General features: G+C 31.2%; 17 protein-coding genes and 1 tRNA gene. 9 read left to right on the top strand and 9 right to left on the bottom strand.

Features of this window, described 5'->3' with window-relative positions; genetic code table 11:
- Window positions 1-14: 14 nt before the first annotated feature.
- The 4 genes from Y592_RS00840 to disA all read left to right on the top strand — a co-directional run bounded on the left by Y592_RS00840 (window position 15) and on the right by disA (window position 4,299).
- Window positions 15-1,694, top strand: a complete 1,680-nt coding sequence (locus Y592_RS00840; RefSeq protein WP_075665194.1) for an acyl-CoA mutase large subunit family protein — start codon at window positions 15-17, stop codon at window positions 1,692-1,694.
- Between the two features lie 16 nt (window positions 1,695-1,710).
- The gene (gene pdxS, locus Y592_RS00835) at window positions 1,711-2,589 is read left to right on the top strand and encodes a pyridoxal 5'-phosphate synthase lyase subunit PdxS (RefSeq protein WP_075665193.1); all 879 of its coding nucleotides are present in this window, start codon (window positions 1,711-1,713) and stop codon (window positions 2,587-2,589) included.
- A gap of 1 nt (window position 2,590) precedes the next feature.
- On the top strand, window positions 2,591-3,154 hold the full coding sequence (pdxT, locus tag Y592_RS00830; protein WP_075665192.1) for a pyridoxal 5'-phosphate synthase glutaminase subunit PdxT: 564 nt from the start codon (window positions 2,591-2,593) through the stop codon (window positions 3,152-3,154).
- A 74-nt stretch (window positions 3,155-3,228) separates the two neighbouring features.
- Window positions 3,229-4,299, top strand: a complete 1,071-nt coding sequence (disA, locus tag Y592_RS00825) for a DNA integrity scanning diadenylate cyclase DisA (protein ID WP_075665191.1) — start codon at window positions 3,229-3,231, stop codon at window positions 4,297-4,299.
- Window positions 4,300-4,421: 122 nt separating this feature from the next.
- Here disA and Y592_RS00820 read toward each other — a convergent pair whose 3' ends face one another.
- From Y592_RS00820 to Y592_RS00805, 4 genes are all read right to left on the bottom strand, one after another.
- A complete protein-coding gene (locus Y592_RS00820) occupies window positions 4,422-7,121 on the bottom strand; it encodes a DEAD/DEAH box helicase (protein WP_088368818.1) in 2,700 nt (899 codons plus the stop codon).
- Entirely contained in the window at window positions 7,081-8,388 is a 1,308-nt protein-coding gene (locus tag Y592_RS00815) for a nucleotidyltransferase (RefSeq protein WP_075665189.1), read from the bottom strand. The genes Y592_RS00820 and Y592_RS00815 overlap by 41 nt, the downstream gene beginning before the upstream one ends.
- A complete protein-coding gene (locus tag Y592_RS00810; protein WP_232218200.1) occupies window positions 8,385-8,831 on the bottom strand; it encodes a hypothetical protein in 447 nt (148 codons plus the stop codon). Before Y592_RS00810 ends, Y592_RS00815 begins: the two co-directional genes overlap by 4 nt.
- Window positions 8,832-8,882: 51 nt before the next feature.
- Window positions 8,883-8,957: transfer RNA gene (locus Y592_RS00805), tRNA-Val, on the bottom strand.
- Window positions 8,958-9,046: 89 nt separating this feature from the next.
- Here Y592_RS00805 and Y592_RS00800 point away from each other — a divergent pair.
- From Y592_RS00800 to Y592_RS00780, 5 genes are all read left to right on the top strand, one after another.
- A complete protein-coding gene (locus tag Y592_RS00800; RefSeq protein ID WP_075665187.1) occupies window positions 9,047-10,075 on the top strand; it encodes a hypothetical protein in 1,029 nt (342 codons plus the stop codon).
- Between the two features lie 102 nt (window positions 10,076-10,177).
- Window positions 10,178-12,022, top strand: a complete 1,845-nt coding sequence (locus Y592_RS00795) for an ABC transporter substrate-binding protein (RefSeq protein ID WP_075665186.1) — start codon at window positions 10,178-10,180, stop codon at window positions 12,020-12,022.
- Between the two features lie 78 nt (window positions 12,023-12,100).
- Complete coding sequence (locus Y592_RS00790; protein ID WP_088368817.1) at window positions 12,101-13,699, top strand: Rqc2 family fibronectin-binding protein; 1,599 nt, start codon at window positions 12,101-12,103, stop codon at window positions 13,697-13,699.
- A 1-nt stretch (window position 13,700) separates the two neighbouring features.
- Window positions 13,701-15,680 (top strand): excinuclease ABC subunit UvrB, encoded by a 1,980-nt coding sequence (gene uvrB, locus Y592_RS00785; protein WP_075665184.1) that lies wholly within the window; start codon window positions 13,701-13,703, stop codon window positions 15,678-15,680.
- Between the two features lie 27 nt (window positions 15,681-15,707).
- A complete protein-coding gene (locus Y592_RS00780) occupies window positions 15,708-16,514 on the top strand; it encodes a GGDEF domain-containing protein (RefSeq protein ID WP_075665183.1) in 807 nt (268 codons plus the stop codon).
- A gap of 8 nt (window positions 16,515-16,522) precedes the next feature.
- Here Y592_RS00780 and coaE read toward each other — a convergent pair whose 3' ends face one another.
- Genes coaE through Y592_RS00755 form a run of 5 tightly spaced genes read right to left on the bottom strand, consistent with a single transcriptional unit; the run spans window position 16,523 to window position 20,770 of the window.
- Complete coding sequence (gene coaE, locus Y592_RS00775; RefSeq protein ID WP_075665182.1) at window positions 16,523-17,062, bottom strand: dephospho-CoA kinase; 540 nt, start codon at window positions 17,060-17,062, stop codon at window positions 16,523-16,525.
- Window positions 17,059-17,271, bottom strand: a complete 213-nt coding sequence (locus tag Y592_RS00770; RefSeq protein WP_075665181.1) for a hypothetical protein — start codon at window positions 17,269-17,271, stop codon at window positions 17,059-17,061. The genes coaE and Y592_RS00770 overlap by 4 nt, the downstream gene beginning before the upstream one ends.
- Window positions 17,271-18,620 carry a glucose-6-phosphate isomerase gene (locus Y592_RS00765; protein ID WP_075665180.1) on the bottom strand — a complete coding sequence of 450 codons (1,350 nt, stop codon included), beginning with the start codon at window positions 18,618-18,620 and terminating at the stop codon, window positions 17,271-17,273. Before Y592_RS00765 ends, Y592_RS00770 begins: the two co-directional genes overlap by 1 nt.
- Before the next feature lie 13 nt (window positions 18,621-18,633).
- Window positions 18,634-19,146: an adenine phosphoribosyltransferase gene (locus tag Y592_RS00760; protein ID WP_075665179.1), complete on the bottom strand. Its 513-nt coding sequence runs from the start codon at window positions 19,144-19,146 to the stop codon at window positions 18,634-18,636.
- Between the two features lie 19 nt (window positions 19,147-19,165).
- Entirely contained in the window at window positions 19,166-20,770 is a 1,605-nt protein-coding gene (locus tag Y592_RS00755; RefSeq protein ID WP_075665178.1) for a phosphodiester glycosidase family protein, read from the bottom strand.

Here is a 20,770-nt window from a genome sequence, read left to right as displayed (position 1 = left end):
AAGGAGGTCAAAATATGTTCGATGAAGAAAAACTAAAAGAAATAGAGACAAAAATGAAAGATTATGAAGAAAAAGTAAAAAAAGCCGTTGAGAGGTTTCCAGAAAGAAAGAGTGAATTTAAATCTACTTCTGGATATGAATTTAGAAGGTTGTATACTCCGGTTGATATTGAGGGGTTTAATTACTTAGAAGATCTAGGATTTCCCGGTAGTTATCCTTTCACAAGAGGAGTTCAACCTACTATGTACAGGGCAAGGTTTTGGACTATGAGACAGTACGCGGGATTTGGAACAGCAGAAGAATCAAATAAGAGGTATAAATATTTGCTAGAACAAGGTCAGATGGGGTTGTCTGTTGCTTTTGACTTACCAACTCAAATAGGATATGATTCAGATGATCCAATGGCCGAAGGTGAGGTTGGAAAAGTAGGTGTTGCTATAGATTCACTGGAAGATATGGAAGTGCTTTTTGATGGGATACCACTTGATAAAGTTAGCACTTCAATGACTATAAATAGTACTGCTTCAATTCTTCTTGCGATGTATATTGCAGTTGCAGAAAAACAAGGAGTTCCAATGGAAAAATTATCTGGTACAATTCAAAATGATATATTAAAAGAATACATTGCAAGAGGAACATATATCTTCCCACCACAACCTTCTATGAGAATAATAACAGATATATTTGAATTCTGTTCCAAGAATATGCCAAAATGGAATCCGATAAGTATTAGTGGTTATCATATAAGAGAAGCTGGGTCCACAGCAGTACAAGAAGTAGCATTTACGCTTGCAGATGCTATTGCTTATGTGGAAACTGCAATTAAAGCAGGATTAGATCCAAATGTGTTTGGAAGAAGACTTTCTTTCTTCTTTGCAGCGCATAATAATTTCCTTGAGGAAATAGCAAAGTTTAGGGCTGCAAGAAGGCTTTGGGCAAAGATTATGAAGGAGAGATTTGGTGTTACAAATGAGAAAGCAATGATGTTGAGATTTCATACTCAAACAGGTGGATCAACATTAACTGCACAACAACCTTTAAATAACATAATAAGGGTAACTTTACAAGCGCTTGCTGCTGTGTTAGGTGGTACACAGTCGCTCCATACCAATAGTTATGATGAAGCATTAGGTTTACCAACTGAAGAATCAGTTAGAATTGCATTGAGGACACAGCAGATTATTGCGTATGAATCTGGCGTTGCAGATACCATAGATCCACTTGGTGGTTCTTATGTTATTGAATCTTTGACAAACAAAATAGAAGAAGAGGCAATGAAGTATATTGAAAAGATAGATGCAATGGGTGGAATGGTCAAGGCTATTGAAACGGGTTATGTACAAAAGGAAATACATGAAAGTGCGTACAAAATGCAGCTTTCTATAGAGAATGGGGAAGAAATAATAGTGGGGGTAAATAAATTCCAAATAGAAGAGGATTTATCACAAAAAGAGGTGTTAAAGGTAAAACCGCAACTTGAGGAAAAGCAAAAAGCAAAATTGAAGAAGTTAAAAGAAAAAAGAGATAACGAAAAAGTAAAAAAAGCGCTTTTAAATGTAAAAAAAGCGGCATCTTCTGATGAAAATTTGATGCCCTATATTATTGAAGCAGTAAAATCTTATGCAACTGTGGGGGAAATTAGTAATGCGTTAAGAGAAGTGTTTGGAGAATATACGGAGACAATAATAATATGATTTGGAGGTGTTTAAAATGAATGAAAAGGGAACATGGATGGTTAAAGAAGGATTTGCAGAGATGTTTAAAGGTGGAGTAATCATGGATGTTACAACTGCAGAACAAGCAAAAATTGCAGAAGAAGCTGGTGCAGTAGCGGTAATGGCTTTGGAGAGAGTGCCTGCTGATATAAGAAAAGCAGGTGGAGTTGCAAGGATGGCAAGTATTTCTAAAATTAAAGAAATTATGGACGCAGTTTCAATTCCAGTTATGGCTAAAGTGAGAATTGGACATATTGCAGAAGCAAGAATTTTAGAGACTTTGGGAGTTGATTTTATAGATGAATCAGAAGTGCTTACACCAGCTGATGATAAATATCATATAAATAAATGGGATTTTAATGTGCCATTTGTTTGTGGAGCAAGAAACTTAGGAGAAGCTTTGAGAAGAATTGCGGAAGGTGCTGCAATGATTAGAACGAAAGGTGAAGCGGGTACGGGAAATGTTGTTGAAGCCGTAAAGCACATGAGAACAGTTATGGATGAGATTAGAATGGTTAAAAACATGCCAGACGAAGAACTTGTAACTTTTGCAAAAAATATAGGTGCACCAGTTAATTTGGTAGCAAAGATAAAAGAGCTTGGAAGGCTGCCCGTTGTTAATTTTGCAGCTGGGGGAGTTGCCACTCCTGCGGATGCAGCTTTGATGATGATGTTGGGAGCTGATGGGGTATTTGTTGGAAGTGGTATATTTAAATCTAAAGATCCAGCTAAAATGGCAAAGGCAATAGTTATGGCTGTAACGTATTGGAATGATCCAGAAATGTTGTTGAAAATTTCAGAAGATATAGGTCAACCAATGGAGGGGATTGAAATAGAGGAGCTTGATGTGAGACTCCAAGAGAGGGGATGGTAATTTGAAAATAGGAGTTTCTGGAATACAGGGAGATTTTAGAGAACACAAACAAATGCTTGAAAGACTTGGTGTGGAGGTTTTGATAGTCAGAAAACCCGAAGATTTAGATGAAGTTAATGGATTGGTTATACCAGGTGGGGAATCTACTACGATGATAAGAATAATGAAGATGGTAAATTTGTATGAAAAATTAAGAGAAAGAATTTCAAATGGTTTTCCAGTTTTTGGTACATGTGCAGGTATGATATTACTTTCGAAAGAAGTGGTAAATTTCAAACAGGATTCCCTAAAAGTCATAGATATAAAGGTTGAGAGAAATGCATATGGAAGACAGGTTGACAGTTTTGAAACGGAAGTTGAAATAAAAGGATTTGAAAAGTCATATAAGGCGGTGTTTATAAGAGCTCCAAAGGTTGTGGGTTATGGAAACAATGTGGAAGTTTTATCAACTTATGAAAATTCGCCAATTTTGTTAAGACAAAAGAATGTTCTTGTGGCATCTTTTCATCCTGAATTGACAGATGATACTAGAGTGCACGAATATTTCTTAAATATGGTAAAATAAAAGTGCTTGGTTTTACCAAGCACGTTTTTTTATGTTATAATCTTTTTGTGTAAAAAAATACAAGGTGGGGTTTTATGTCTATTCCGCAAGAATTGGTTTCAAAAATAAAGTTGCTAGCACCAGGTACAAAACTCAGAAAGGCATTAGATGATATAGTTTTGGCAAATTTTGGTGCTTTAATTGTTTTTATTCCCGAGGAAAAATTTAAAGAAAATGAGGAAATTTTTCAAGCAGGATTTAAGCTTGATATACCTTTTATGCCAGAAAAACTGTATGAACTTGCGAAGATGGATGGTGCAATTTTGGTAGATGATAATGTAACAAAAATACTTGCTGCAAATGTGCATCTTGTGCCAGATGCGAGTATACCAACTAGTGAAACGGGTACACGGCATAGAACTGCAGAGAGAGTGGCAAAGCAGATAGGAGAATTGGTGATTGCTGTATCAAAAAGAAGGAACATTATTAGTTTGTATTACAAAAATTACAGGTATATAATTAACGATATTAACTTTTTAATTACGAGAGTTAATCAAGCGTTAAATACACTGGAAAAATACAGACAAAATTTTGATAAAATGATCTTGAATTTAGATATTCTTGAAATTGAAAACAGAGTCAATTTAATCGATGTGGTTGAAATTATAAACAAGGGCATTGAAATTTTGAAAATTAGAGAGGAAATAGATCCTTATGTAATAGAACTCGGAGTTGAGGGAAGGTTAGCATCAATGCAACTGGAAGAAATAATGGTTGATATTGAAGATATAATCAAAAACCTTATATTGGATTATTACAAAGAAGATATAGAAGATGAAGATGTAGTAGAACAAATAATAAGTACTTTAAAAAATTATAAAGAAAGAAGGCCAATATCTACGTCAAGGTTGCTGGGATATGATGACATTGCAAATATAAATCAATTAAGTGATTATCATGTACAATCAAGGGGATATAGGTTGTTGAGAAATGTGGCAAAGATCCCAATGAATATAACGCACAATGTGGTCAAGGCATTCGGAAATGTCTTCTCCTTGAGTAACGCTGATTTTTCTGCATTAAAAGAGGTTGAAGGTATAGGAGAAAAGCGTGCTACGGCAATAATAGATAGTATAAATTCTATGAGGAATAAAATTTCTAAGTAATCTTTTTTGAAAAATTTCAAATTTTTTTATTTAGCTTAAGGCTTTTTTCAAAATAGAGAAAAGCTATAATGTAGAGTATCCAATCAAAAAGATTTTTAGTATTTTTTAGGAAAAGATCTCCTTTATTTCTGCAAAAATTTTAGAAACGTTTCTTCATCTGAGTATATTATATATGATTTTTCTCTTTCGTTATATATATGAGGAAGGTCAATTTTTAAGTTGTCGTTTGTGTATGCAATTATTGCTTCATCTTTAAAGATAATCTTTGAAATCCCTTTTTTTGAAGCTAAAATTCTTATTTTGGCATATTTTAGAAGATTTAAAACACTTTGAGGAGGTGTTCCAAATCTATCTTTAAATTCATCGTATATTTCATTTATTTCATTTCCATTAGAAAAAGAAGAAATTCTTCTATAGAGTCTGAGCCTTTCAACGGGATCATTTACATAATTATCTGGAATAACAATTGAACCTTTCATTCCTAACAATTCTGTAGTTACTTTTGATTGTATTTTTCCTTCCATATTTGACAATACTTCATCTAATATTTCAAAATAATAATTTAAGCCTATTTCATTTATAAAGCCGTGTTGTTCAAGTCCCAAAATATTTCCAATTCCCCTTATTTCCATATCTTTTAAAGCTATTTGAAAACCACTTCCCGGTCCCATAATTTCTTTAATTGCCTTAAGCCTTTCTGTTGCAACCTTATTTATTTTTTCTGGATAAAAAAAGTATGCAAATGCCCTTTTTTTTGATCTTCCCACTCTGCCTCTTAGTTGATAAAGTTGTGAAAGGCCATATCTGTGAGCATCGTCAACTATTAATGTGTTTGCATTTGGTATATCAACTCCATTTTCAATAATAGATGTTGAAACAAGTACATCTAATTTTCCATTGTAAAATTCCTTTATAACTTTTTCCATTTTTCTTTTTGGTAATTGGCCGTGGATAATATCTATTTTTACTTCTGGAACTATCTTTTTAAGATTATTTGCTACTTCTTCAATGGAGTTTACCCTGTTGTGTACGTAGATTACTTGACCTCCTCTGTTTATTTCTCTTAAGATAGCATGTCTAGTAATTTTTTCATCAAATTTACTCACAAAAACTTGTATATTTTTTCTTCCAATAGGTGGAGTTTTTAAAATGGACATGTCTTTAAGACCACTTAAAGCCATATGTAGGGTACGCGGAATTGGTGTAGCACTCATTGAAAGGATGTTCAAATTTATTCTTACTTTTTTAAATGCCTCTTTTTGATGGACACCAAATTTTTGTTCTTCATCTATTATTAAAAGTCCCAAATCGGAGAATTTTATCGAAGAGATAATTCCATGTGTTCCTATTACAATATCTGTGATCCCCTTTTTTATATTTTCTTTAACTTTTTCCTTTTGTTTTTGGGTAAGAGAGCTGTCGAATAGTTCTACCTTTATTCCAAATTTTTCAACCCTTTTTTTAAATGTTTCAAAGTGTTGTCTTGCAAGTACAGTCGTTGGAACTAAGATTGCTACTTGTTTTCCAGAAACAACAGTTTTAAAAGCAGCGCGCATGGCAACTTCTGTTTTTCCATAACCGGCGTCTCCAGCAATAAGTCTATCCATGTTTTTATCTAACATTAAGTCATTATTTACTTCTTCTATAGCCTTTAGTTGATCTTCTGTTTCAATGTGTGGAAAAGTTTTTGCAAACTCTTTTTCAAGTTCAGGATCTCCTGGAAGTGATAACCCTTTTGTTTTTTTTCTTAGTGCATTTAATCTCAGGAGTTCTTTTACTGTATTTTGAATTTCTTTTCTAACTTTTTTAACCTTTTTTTGCCAGTTATTTTTTTTCAGACTATCTAATTGTATGGTATCTTTTGCCCCAATATATTTTTGGATTAAATCTAATCTATCAGTTGGTACAAATAGTTTTGAATCTTTAAATTGAAGTATTAGAAATTCTCTTTCAAGACCTTTTTGTAATATTTTTGTAGTACCTTCAAATCTTGCTATACCGTATTCTTTATGTACGACTAGTTCTCCCATTTCGAACTCTTCTTCGCTTATAACTGGTATGGAATTAATTTCTTTTTCAAATTTTACAGGTTTTAATTCTATGTCGCTTTCTTTCGATAGAGTTATAATTTTTGTGTAATCTATTCCCGAAAATTTTATATACTTTTTTCTTAAGTCTTGACTTATTATAAGTTCCCTTATTTCTCTTTCCTTTTTTACGTATTCTTCAATACATCTTTTTTTATCTACTATTTTAAATTCTATATTGTAGTCTATAAATGTACCGTTGTATTTTTCGCCTAAGATAGTTTCATGTGTTATTTTTTCAATATATTCTTTGGCCGGTAGAATTAGAGCATATTCGATATTTTTAATACTTTTTTGGGTCGCAACGTCAAATATTCTTATTTCTTCTATTGTATTTTCAAATAATTCAATACGAATGGGAATGTTATTAGGTCCAAAAAAATCTATTATATCTCCTCTTATTGAAAATTGCCCTCCTTCTGTTACGTTGTACGTTCTTTTATATCCTAGATTTGAAAATAACATTTCAGGTGAATTGAGTCTATCACCTGGTTTTAATTTAAAAATATATTTTTTGAAGATATCAGGTGGCATAACGTATCTTGTTAGGGAGTAGAGTGTGGAAATAGCTTTTAATTTCCCTTCAAGTGCAAGATAGAGCGCGTATATTCTTTTGGAGCGTACGTACCAAGAATTTTCTATTTCTTCAAATGGAAAGATATCATAAGATGGAATGTGAAAATACCCGCTTATATTACATTCTTTTTCTGTCGGAACGATAATTATTTCGTTCATTTTCTCCCTCAATTATTATTGGTTTTCTAAAATCAACTCCGTATTTTCTTTGAGTTTTTTTAGGATAAAACATTGTGTATATATTTGATGCCAAGATATCTTTTTCGAATTGCCAATTAAATAAACATTTGTTGATTTCGAATTTTTCACTAGATAGTGCCTTTTTTAAAATTTTGTCTTTTAATGAAGGATTTGAAATTATTGGAATTTTTGAGACATTTTTGATTTTGGAGAGTAATTTTTGTCCTTTTCTTGTAAAGCCTAGAATTCTGGCGTACTGCACGCCTAACTTATTTGAAAAATCAATGTATTCTTTTTCAAAATTGAATATTGCGTGAAATATTGCCCTTCTAATTCTTGAATAAGTAAATCTTTTTGTTTTTACATTATCGAAAAATTCAGAAAGTGTTGTAGAATTTTTAATTGCATTAATGAATCGTTGATCTAATCCTTCATTAAAACTGTATGTTTTTTTTAGGTCTTCTCTTCTTTTTAATCTTAAAAATGTCAGTATGAATTGTTCCATGTCTTCTAAAAACACAGGACCTTTTCCTTTTAAGAAGGTATGTTTTAAAATCTCATATGAAGAATCCGGTACAAATTCTTTAAATTCCTTATCCATCTTTATTGCATTTCTAATAGCAGTTGCAGATGAATATTTATTTGTCAAGTTTAATTCATTATATCTTGCACCAATTCTTTTGATTACGTTGTATTTTATGTTACTATTTAGTTTTAGTATAGATTTTACATATTCAATTCCCAGTATATCATTTGAATTCTCTATTTTTTTGATAAAATTTACATCTTTTTTTAGAAATTCTTTTAAAGCAAATTTTCTGGCATTTGGAAATGACATGCCTTTTTTAAGTTCTTTTTTTAGTAATTTATCAAATTCCTTGGAATTAATCGAAAGTGTTTTTGCAACTTCTGTTATAAATTGTTTGTCAGCGCTTTCGCTCCCAAAAACAATATCAGTAACAGTTTTTAATTTATCAAGAAGACTAATAGCACCGTATGCAAAACCTCCGGCATCTTGTAGCGCATAAACAACAGGTAGTTCAAAAACTACATCAATACCATTTTTAAGTGCAATTTCTGCACGTGAAAATTTGTCGATTATTGCAGGCTCACCACGTTGACAAAAGTTACCGCTCATAACGGCAATGGTAAAATCTGGTTTTACTATTTCTTTTGCTTTGTTTAGATGATACAAATGACCATTATGAAATGGATTGTGTTCAACAATGAGACCTAGAACTTTCATTTTTTACCTCTTTTTATATTATAACCAATTGTGGATGTTATTACTAAAACACAAAGGTTTACTATAAAAAGAAGCATGTCGATATACATTGCTTCAATTTTATTTCCAGTTGTTCCAAAAAATTCAATTCCAATCCACGTTGGTCCCAGTGATGCAAGTTTATAGAGTTGAAATATAAAAGAAGTAATACTTAGAATAATAGATACAAAAATCCATATATTAGCATATTCCCAATTGTCTTTTGAAATAGAATAAAATCCTAGGAAAATACCGGTTATTGTGAAAGATACTGAAATTATCAGTAATGCAGATGATATATTCATATCGATTGCAAAAATATTTTCTATTATTGGAGAAAAAAGAAAAAGTGAAATGTATAAAGAAAATAATATAAAACCAAATGTTGCTAATATAGTTCCAAAAAGATATGTTATATATTTCAAGATTTCACCCCTAAATTATTTTATCACAAAAAGGGGCCTAAAGGCCCCTTTTGGTGGGTGCGGCAGGGATTGAACCTGCGGCCTCTTCCGTGTGAAGGAAGCGCTCTCCCACTGAGCTACGCACCCATGCATTGAAATGATACCATAAATCTCTTTTTTTATCAAGAACTTTTTTGTATAATATGTTTGTATGATATGAGAATGGGAGGAGTTTTGTGAGAAAATTTGTTAATTTTTCTTTAATATTTGTAAGTGCAGTTATTATTTTTTTTATAGTTTCGCCTTATTTATTTAAATATATACCATATTCACAGAAAACCTTGCAAAAAGATGTTGATTATTTAATAAGTCAGATGAAGATACACTATGTGGAAGATTTTCAAAATGACTATATAAAAATTTACAAAAGCATGAATCGTTATGATTTTTATGTTTTTCTTTTAAAACGTTTTTCAAGTCTTCCAGGTATATATTTTTTCTTGCCTATTTCTGCAAAAACAACAAATGTCTTGCCTTTTGAATTAAGATACGTAAATGGTAAATATATTATAATAAATAGTCAATGTGAATTGAAAAATGATGTTGAATTGTTAGCGGTTGATGGTGTAAAGATAGAAGAATACTTTTCAAGGTTTGGAAATGGGAAAAAGCAATTTTTTGCAAGATACGTTTTCCCGTATTTGGGGGATATACTTAGGAAAAAGAGGTTGAAGATTGATATACCAGGAGAAAATTTAGATATTAGTGTTATCGAACTAGAAAAATTTATCCCATTACCTGCAATTAAAGTAGTTTATGGTAGAGATATTGCGGAAATTTTTATATATTCATTTGATTTTTCAAAAGGTAATTTTCATAAATACATAGCTGATTTGGAACATATTGCAAATAGTTCTATTAAGAAAGTAATTTTTGATTTAAATTATGCATATGAAATAACAAATGATTTAAGCGGACTTTACACTATTTCTTCTTTTATTTTTGAAAATGAAATTTTTTTGTTTGACATTGCAATTTTCAAATATGGAAATAAAAGATATGAGTATAAGAATTTTGGTAAAATAACACCAAATAAGGTTAACTTTAAAAATAAGAAAGTATATTTTTTGGGAAGTGTTTCTGATCCAATTGGAAAAGTATTAGTCGATAGGACAGTTTTATATGCAAATTTTAAGATTGTTGAGTTACCATGGACAAAGATAAAAGCGTTTATTCCAACGGCAAAATATATGAAAGTTAAATAAAAGAAATATTTTTTTCATAAGTGTAAAAGAGTTGATTTCTTTGTAATTTTTGTGGTATAATAGTTACGAGCACTATTATACTCTAGAAGAGGGGGGATTTTTGTGAAAAAGATTTTGGTGTTTTTGATGGTAGTTTTAGCTGTTGCATTGTTTGCAGCTGATCCAAACGTTTTGGTGGATGCAACTATTGGTGAACCAGATACCCTTGATCCACATTTGGCATATGATACTTCAAGCGGTGAAGTTCTTTACCAAGTATACGAAAACCTTATCCAATACGATGGCTCAAGTTTGAACAAATTCTTACCAAGACTTTCAACTGAAGTTCCTACGGTTGACAACGGACTTATTAAAGATGGCGGAAAAACATATATTTTCCCAATTAGAAAAGGTGTCAAATTCCACAATGGAAATGATTTAACACCAGAAGATGTAGAATACAGTTTTGAAAGAGGATTACTTTACAATCCTGCAGGTGGGCCAGTTTGGATGCTCTGGTATTCGATTTTCGGTGTTTGGAGTGTTGAGGATCTAGTAAAGGAAGTTTCTGGAAAAGATTATGATGAGTTGTTCGATGAAAATGGGAATCCACTTCCAGAAGCTGAGGAAGTATTCAAAAAGGTATATGATGAAGTAGATAAAGCAATTGAAGTTGAAGGAGATAATGTTGTATTTCATCTTAAGAGACCATATGGTCCATTTTTGAACGTAATCGCACAATCTGCACACTGGGGAGCAATCCTTGATAAAGAATGGTGTATCGAACAAGGACTTTGGGATGGACAACCAACTACATGGTGGAAATGGCACAATCAAAGAAAAGAAGATTCACCACTTTATCAAACAGCGATGGGAACTGGACCATACAAGTTTGTTGAATGGGATAGGGCACAACAAAAAGTTATATTAGAAGCAAATGAAAATTATTGGAGAGAACCTGCAAAGATTAAGAAAGTTATAATTTGGGGTATTGATGAATACTCAACGAGAAAAGCAATGCTCGAAAAAGGTGACGCAGATATTGCATATATCCCAATACAATACCTTGATCAAGTTAGAGGTAATCCAGATATTGAAATTATTGAAGGGCTTCCAACACTTTCAATTACTGCATTGGGATTCAATTGGACAATTAGGGAAGATAGTAAATACATTGGTAGTGGAAAACTTGATGGAAATGGTATACCAGTTGATTTCTTTAACGATGTACATGCAAGAAAAGCAATTGCACACGTTATAAATTATGATGCATTGATCGGCGAAGTGTTGAAAGGCTTTGCAAAGAGAGTTCCAACTGCATTACCAGAGGGATTACTTGGATTTGATCCATCACTTCCGCTTTACGATTTCAACTTGTTTAAAGCAAGACAAGAATTAATGAAAGCATGGAATGGCGAAGCTTGGAAGAAAGGATTTAAGTTCTCTGTTGCATATAACCTTGGTAACGAAGCAAGACAAAGAACGGCAGAGATGGTTAAGATGTACCTTGAAATGTTGAATCCAAAGATTAAAATAGACGTTGTTGGATTGCAATGGCCAACATTCTTAGATGCAACGAAACGTGGTGAGCTCCCAATATTCATTCTTGGATGGCTTGCAGACTTCCCTGACCCAGATAACTTTATCTTTACATATTATGATTCTAAAGGTGATTATGGACCAAGACAAGGTAAAAAGTTCCGCGAATTTGTAAGTACTCCTCATCCAGATCTCGGAGGAAGAAGCTTGGATGAATTGATTGAGCAAGCAGCCGCAGAAACAGATGCAACAAAGAGAGCAGAACTGTATGCAAAAGTACAAAAGTTTGTAATAGATTACGCAATTAGTGTACCACTTTATCAACCTGTTGGAGTAAGGGTACAAAGAAAATGGCTTAAAGGTTGGTATCCAAACGCAATGAGACCAGGTGATGACTACTATTCATACTGGTTCGAAGGAAAAGAGTAATTATTGGATATAATTGAGCTTGCGGCCCTTTGGGCCGCTTTTTTTATGATATACTTATTTTGTGAGAGGAGGTAGAAAATGCCATATGATGGTTTTGTAATGAAGAGATTTGTAGATTATGCAAAAGAAAAGTTGTTAAATGCGCATATAAGAAATTTTTACTACAAAAATAATGTTGTGTATATTAGTTTTCACCGCTTTGATTTAAAAGTATCATTAAATCCAAATTTTTCATACATTACGTTTGAAAAAAGAAATCTTCCGCAAGATCCAAAAAGACACTATTTTGTAGAATATTTAAGAAGTAGGTTAAGAGGGGGAATTGTTGTTGATGTTATTGATTTTCAATTTGAAAGGACACTCAAATTGGTTGTGTTTAAAATTGATGAAGTAGGTGAAAAACACGTATATGAGTTGTATATTGACATTATGGGGAAACATTCGAATATAATTTTGGTTGAAAATGGAGTAATTTTAGATGCGTATAAAAGAATAAAAAATAGATATAGGACTATCTATCCTGGTGAGGAATTTATTGTTTATAAATCCGAAAAGATAACACCATATGAAGTAGAAGATGAAAGTGATGTAGAAATTCTGTATAAAAGAGTGCAGGGTTTTTCAAAAATAACGGTAAAAGAATTAATGTTTAGGATGCAGAACATGAGCTTTAACGAGGCACTGAAAAGTATTTTAAATGATTTTGAGAAAGGATATTTATTTTTATACTATGAAAATAACATGCCTGTTGAGATTTCCGCGTTTCCTTTACATCATTTACAAATTAGTAAAAAAAGGCATTGTGATAAAATAGAAGACGCTATTAATGTGTTTTTCGAATTTAAGGAACAAAAGAGTGTTTTGTTTCAAATGAAAAAAAATCTTGAAAATGTAATTGTGAAAAGAATTATTAAAATTGAAAATGCACTTGAAAAAATAAACAAGGAATTGGAAAAGGCAAAAAATTACGATGATTATAGAAAATATGGGGAACTTTTAAAGGTTTATTACTATGAAGTTCCAGAAGGTGTCGATAAAGTTGAATTAGTAGATTGGGAAACTCAAGAAACTGTTTTAGTTAAACTAGATAAGAATAAAAATGCCATTGAAAATGCAAATTTTTATTTTAAAAGGTATAACAAATTAAAAGTAAAAGTGAAAGGTCTAATGGAAAGAAAACAATATTTAGAAAAGGAATTAGATTATCTTTATCAGCTGTGGTATACATTAGACGAGGTAAATGAATTTAATGAACTTGAAGATATAAGAAATGAAATGGAAAATGTAGGGCTTGTAAGATCAAAGAAGAGAAAGAAGATGTATAAAGAATCTAAGCCTATAAAAATTGAGTATGATGGGTATGTAATATACATTGGAAAAAACAACAAGCAAAATGATATGTTGGTGAGAGATTCAAAAGATGAAGATATTTGGTTACATGTTAGCGGGATGCCAGGTGCACATGTAATAATAAAGTATGCGGGAAAGGAAATAAATCAAGATGTTATAGAATATGCAGCAAGTTTAGCCGCAGGTTATAGCAAGGGAAAAAATTCTGGGAAAGTGCCTGTGGATTATACCAAGGCAAAGAATGTTAGAAAAACAAAGGGGTTAAAACCTGGACTTGTTTTATATAGTAATTACAAAACACTATTTGTGGAACCTAGGAGGTTATAAGGTGTTTAGGGTAATTTCTGAATTTGTTCCTTCTGGGGATCAGCCTAAAGCTATAGAAAAATTAGTTAATGGATTAAAAAGTGGATACAAAGTTCAGACATTGTTGGGAGTAACAGGTAGTGGTAAAACATTTACAATGGCAAAGGTTATTGAAAATATTCAAAAACCTACTTTAATTATTTCACCAAATAAAACTTTGGCTGCGCAGTTGTATTCTGAATTTAAAGGTTTTTTTCCAGAAAATAAGGTGGAATTTTTTGTAAGCTATTACGATTATTATCAACCCGAAGCTTATATTCCAACAAAAGATTTGTATATTGAAAAGAATGCGGATATTAATGAGATTATTTCCCGCATGAGAATGAGTGCTATAAAGTCTATACTCACAAGAAGAGATGTCATTGTAGTAGCAAGTGTGTCTGCTATATACAATTGTGGTGATCCAAGAGATTTTAGTGCGTTAAATTTTAAGGTAGAAATAGGTCAAAATATTAAATTGGGAAAGTTTTTGACGCATCTTGCAAAGATTGGATACGAAAGAAAAGATGACATAGAATCAAAAGGTGCTTTTAGACTAAAAGGGGATACTATAGAAATATTTCCAAGTTATCAAGATGAGGGTATAAAAATAGAATTATTTGGAGATGAAGTGGATGGAATTTTTACTTTTGATCCATTGAATAGAACTATTATTGAAAAACTTGATAGGGTAATAATCTATCCTACAAAGGAATTTATAACAACAGAAGAAAAAATTTTGAATGCCGTTAATACTATTAAAGAAGAACTAGAACAACAAGTAAAATATTTTATGAAAAATGGAAAAATACTTGAGGCGGAAAGATTAAAACAGCGTACCATGAATGATATAGAATTGCTTACAACTTTGGGGTATTGTAATGGTATTGAAAATTATTCAAGACACTTTGATGGTAGAAAACCTGGCGAACCTCCGTACAGTCTTTTGGATTACTTTGGTAGTGACTATTTGATTTTTATAGATGAATCACATATAACAATTCCACAGTTAAGGGCTATGTACAGAGGAGATTACTCTAGAAAGAAAAATTTGGTAGAATATGGTTTTAGATTACCCTGTGCATTTGATAATAGACCTTTAAAATTTGATGAATTTTGGGAAAAGATAGATCAAATAATCTTTGTTTCTGCAACACCAGGTGATTTTGAGATTAGAAATTCAAAGCAAGTGGTTGAACAGATTATACGACCTACAGGTTTGATAGATCCAGAGGTTGAGGTTAGACCAACGCAAAATCAAGTGGATGATTTAATTGGAGAAATTTTAAAGATAAGGGAGAAAAATGAACGAGCGCTCGTAACGGTTTTGACAAAGAAAACTGCAGAAAAATTATCAGAATATTTGATAGAATATGGAATAAAAGCTTTGTATTTGCACTCAGAATTAGATACTATTGAAAGGGTAGAAGTTTTGAAAAAACTTAGACGTGGTGATATAGAAGTAGTTGTAGGTGTAAATTTATTAAGAGAAGGTCTGGATTTACCAGAAGTTTCACTGGTTGCAATTCTTGATTCTGATACAGAAGGTTTCTTAAGAAGTGAAACTACTCTTATTCAAATAATAGGACGTGTTGCAAGAAACCAAAATGGTAAAGTAATAATGTATGCAGATAGAGTTACTTCTGCAATGAGGAAAGCAATTGAAGAAACAAATAGAAGAAGAAAAATACAATTGGAATATAATAAAAAGTATAATATAAAGCCACAGAGTATTGTAAAACCACTGAATGAAGAGATATTTAAACAATTTATGGATGAAGAAGACAATAAAAAAGGATTGGATGTGTTTATGCTAAAAGAAACATTGTCGGCGGAAGAATACATGGCAATATTAGAAGAGGAAATGTACAAAGCTGCATCTGAATTAAGATATGAAGATGCAGCACGTATTAGAGATGAACTATTTAAGGTGAGGGAAAAGTTAAAGAATTTAAAGAACTAGTCGATAAACCAAACGAGGTGATAGCACATGAAAAAGATAGGGGATATTATATTAAAAGCAAACGAGGAATTAAAAGAGAAAGCACTATTTCCGCTTTTTTCTATTTTTGTTGTAGATATTGTTGGAACAATTGAGAAAATTAAATTTTTAGAAAAGCTTAGCAAGAGTATATTTAATATATTGCATTCTATTTTAGGTGTTGAAATCTTTGAGAATGGGGAAAGCGCTTATAAATTTGGAAAAGTTGAGGGAAATTCTAGTGAATATATATTTGATAATTTAAAGATAGTAGTTTACTACAATACTATTAGTCAGTTTGAAGAAAATTTATTGAAGTACATTTTAGCTATAGCTGAAATCCATTATGAAAATGTAAAAAAATTTGAAACGATGAAAGAGAATGCTTTTTATGACGAACTTACAGGTGCTTTGAGCAGAAAGGCAGGTATGGAATTACTATTTAAAAAATATCACGAGTTAAAAAGGGAAAATAAAATAGGAACAATAGTTTTTGTAGATTTAGATGGATTAAAGAAAATAAACGATACTTATGGACATCTTGAGGGAGATAAAGTTTTAAGGGAGTTTGTTTCAACAGTTAAGAAGTTTATTAGAAAAGGAGATTTTATAGTTAGATGGGGTGGAGATGAATTTGTCATCTTTTTGAATGGAGAATATGGAGAAAAGGTTGTGAAAAGGATTGAAAAAAATACAAAAACGAAATTTTCATGGGGATCTGTAAATATACCAGGGAGTTTTGATGATGTAATTGGGGCAATAAATAAATCTGATAAAGAAATGTATAGACAAAAAATAATAAAGAAACTAAACTAAAACACTCCCTAACAAGGGAGTGTTTTAGTTAAAATTGCAAATATTTTCTCTAATTTTTCGTTTAATAGTTCTAAAGAGTAATCATTTCTGATTATAATTCCTTCATCTAAGATGTCACTTTGATTTTCCAAAATTTTATCCACCATACTTTTATTAAGCCCTCTGTTTGCCAATCGTTTATGAATAACATCTTTTGAACAAGTTACCGTTATTGTGAGATCACATGTAATTTTCAACCTTCTTTTTATTGCTGCTTCTATTACGTATAAACCGTTATTTTGAGTTAAATTTTCCAATTTTTTTAGCATTGGTGGATGTAAGATTTGTTCTAATTTTTTTAACATATCTTTTTGTGTAAATACAATTTTGGATATTTCTTTTCTATTGTCTGTTCCAAAAAGTGCCTTTATTTCTTTGGATTTTGAGTAAAATACTTCTTTTCCTATTTCATCCATATTTATGTATTTAAAACCTTTTTCTTTGAAAAAATTTGAAATAGTTGATTTCCCTGTACCTATCTTTCCAGTAACACAGATGGTGTATTTCAATACACTTTCACTCCTAATTTTTCAGAAATTTTTTCAAGCTCTTCTGTGGTTAAGATCCTAAGACTTTTTTCAACTTCATATTTTTTGGGAAATTGCTTTAATTTTTCCGCTATATTTGTTTCATCGTTTATAATTAAAGTTATGTATTCTTCTGATTCATAAATTTCAACGGGATTAAATTCTTTTATTAGTATTTTAATAATTTTCATTATAACTCTATCCTTTCACTGCTTGGATTTATTTTGTATTCTTCAAAACCTGGCCTTCCCATTAATGCGTATGTTATTTTTTTACCTAGTTCTACTCCAGGTTGATCGTATGGATTAACGTTAAAAAGACTTCCAGCAATTACTGTAGCAAGTTCGTACGTCATGAAAAATTCACCAACATGTAATTCATCGATTTGTGGGAATGTTATCTTTAAAGATGGTTTACCATGTTCAAGTATTGCATTTTCAGTTCCAAGAAGTTCATTATTCAAAAGAGTTGATAATTTGCTTCCTTGTAAATAAGAGAGGGCTTCTTCATCATGAACATGCGGAATTTTAATGTCTCTTTTGAATTTTTCAACTTTTAAGAACGTAATTATTTTATCATCCGGTCCTTCATTGTATAGTTGCACTTGAGAGTGTTGATCAACGGCTCCAAGGGCCTTAACAGGTGTTTGACCAACTTTTACTTTGTTGCCATCTTTATCAAATTTTTTTCCCAAACTTTCTGCCCAAAGTTGCCTATACCAATCTGCTAAATAATATAATTTGTTGGAATAAGCCATCATAACCGAGATATTTCTACCTTTGTTGTAGTATAAATAGTGTGTAAGTGCTATTAAAGCTGCCGGGTTTTCAAACAGTGGATTTAATAGTTTTTTATAAGCGTTTTTAGCTCCATCATACAATGCTTCAATGTCTATGCCTGCAGCATATGCGGATAACAATCCCACAGGTGTAAGAACACTAAACCTTCCCCCGACGTTTTGAGGAATCTCCAAAGTCCTTATACTTTCTTTGTTTGCGATACTTCTTAATACTCCTTTTTCTGGATCTGTGGTAAATATTAAATGTTTTTTTGGATCTAATCCATACGTTTCAATAATACCACGTGCTATAAGATAATTTGACATTGCTTCTGCAGTGCTACCAGATTTTGATATTACATTAAATAATGTTTTGTTTACATCAATTGTGTCAAGTATTGAAGCAACGTAATCTGGATCTACATTATCTATCACAAAAATTTTCAATTTTCCTTTTCTTTCTTCTTTTGACAGAAAATTCCAATTAAATGGCTTTAATGTGTTTTGTAAGGCAATGTTACCAAGAGCTGAACCACCAATTCCTAAAACAACTAAATTATCAAATTCAAAAATAAAATCTTTTAAATCTAAGACTGAATCAATCCATTTTCTAGAAAATACAATTTCAGCAAATCCAGGTTTATTTTTATCAATTTCATTAGCGATTTTATTGATTTTTTCTTCGTAATTTTTAACATCTTCAATTGTTATGTTGTCAAAAACTCTTTCACTAAATAGATTAGTGAAATCAAACTTTAGCATGAAAATTCCCCCTTTAGTATACAATAAGAGATATAATTTTATCGTTACTTAGGATTTTTCTTGGATTTAAATAACTAAGTTCTATCAAAAATGACATAGCTACTACTTCTCCACCGGATTTTTCAACTAGTTTTTTTAAAGAAAGTGCAGTACCTCCAGTTGCAAGTACATCATCAAATATTATTACTTTTTGTCCTTTTGAAATAGCATCAATGTGCATTTGAAGTTCTGCTTCTCCGTATTCAAGTGAATATTTTTCAGAAATTACTTTATATGGTAATTTCCCAGGTTTTCTTACGGGAACTAATCCTTTGTTTAACTTGTATGAGAGTGCTCCACCGAAAATAAATCCCCTTGCTTCAGGTGCAACAATAATATCAAAGTCGATATCTTTTAATTTTTCCGAAAGACTATCAATAGAAAACTTGAATGCTTCAGCATCTTTTAAAAGCGGTGTAATATCCCTAAATATAATTCCCTTTTCTGGAAAGTCTGGAATGTCTCTTATAAATTTTTTAAGTTCCAATGTAGGCACCTCCGTTTTTTTATTTTACTCCTAAACCTACTGGTATACCTCTTTGTATTTGTCCATCTTGGTTAACCACTTCATCTTGAATAACCATAGCACTTGATCCTCCACCATCTAACATCATCGCAAAAAAGTATCCTTTTGATATAAGAAAATCTGCAGCAATATCGTAATCCATTCCGCCGTTGTTATTATATCCTTCTATTACTATAAAATCAACTTTCCCCTCTTTTGTTAGAGCAATAATAGTTCTAGTTGTTTTTGAAGTGGCTATTCCATTACCATATCTCAACTTTTCCTCTGCACTGTCTATTAGTTTTTTACCGTTTTCGACCAATAGAGGTCCGGCACCAATTGCATGTTTTATAGGAAATGGAAAATCCGAATTTAGTATTAAATCTACTTTTGTTCCACTTTTTACATCTTTTAAATATTTTTTATATTTTTTGTCAATTGATAAAACCATGTCACCATCTGGGACCTTATCTATATATCCAATTGCTTTTATTTTGTTGTTTTCAATGATGAAGTATAATTTTTGTTCATCCTTTGGTATCTTTAAAGCGAATTCATCTGTGTATAGCAATACCTCACCTTTTGCCAGTGTGTTTACACCTTTAACTAAAAAAAGCAGATCACCAATGTAAATGTTAATTTCAAGATTTATTCTTTTTATGAAAGCCTCGTTGTTGTATGTCAGTATAAATGATGGTCTTAACCCGTATTTATCTGATAATATTTTGCCGTCTTTTATTACAAGATCAATAGGTAAATTATTTGATGGATCAAAATAATTTGCATTTATTCCAGCAATGCAACCGTTATTTTTTAATATTTGTCTTAAATCTTCTCTTGTACCAATTCCATTAAGTGGAAATACCGGTAGTATTTCAACTTTTTTTGGATCAATTCTTAAATAATTGATTAGATATTTTACTTTGTTAAATGTTTCTACTTTTCGTTCCCAAATAAGTCCATCTTTTATAATCCTTTTTTCTTCTTCTGTAAAGTTTAGAGCAATTTTTACTATATTTTTTTGATATGAAGTAATGGGAACAGGCTTTAATTTGTTATTTAATATAAAAAGCAAAAATTTGTTTTGGGATTTTTGCAAATTAACATTTCCTATTACTATTGGATCCCCATTTACAGGTTCAACAGTGATGATTAAATCTCTATTTTCCACTTCTAATTTTAAGAATTCTTTTGTTATTTCTGAAGAAAAATACAAAGATAAATTGTTATTTTCAAAATTTACACTTTTTAGTTCAGGGAGAGTATCGTACAATATCTTTTGACCATTTAATGAGTATTCATTAAGTTTAAAATAGTCTTTTATAAAGTCTATATTAACGTATAGTTGACTATCATTAATTTGATATACGTTTTTAAAAATCTTGTCAAAATTTAACGTAAAATCACCATTTTTACCTATAATAAGATCATTATTAAAAACCATAAATATCTTATCGTTTTTTACAAAACGAAAACCTAGTTGTTTTAATACTTCTTCGTTAATCCACACAGATTGCGAATAAAAAGCGTGGTTTTTATAAATTATAGTATGTGCACTTAAAACAAGGGCAATGATTAGTATAAATGCTACAAATATCTTTTTCAA

Source organism: Thermosipho sp. 1070 (assembly GCF_001682135.1).
Lineage (GTDB): Bacteria > Thermotogota > Thermotogae > Thermotogales > Fervidobacteriaceae > Thermosipho > Thermosipho affectus.
Note: the sequence above shows the minus strand (reverse complement) of the source record. Positions and strands in the feature narration are given on the sequence as shown.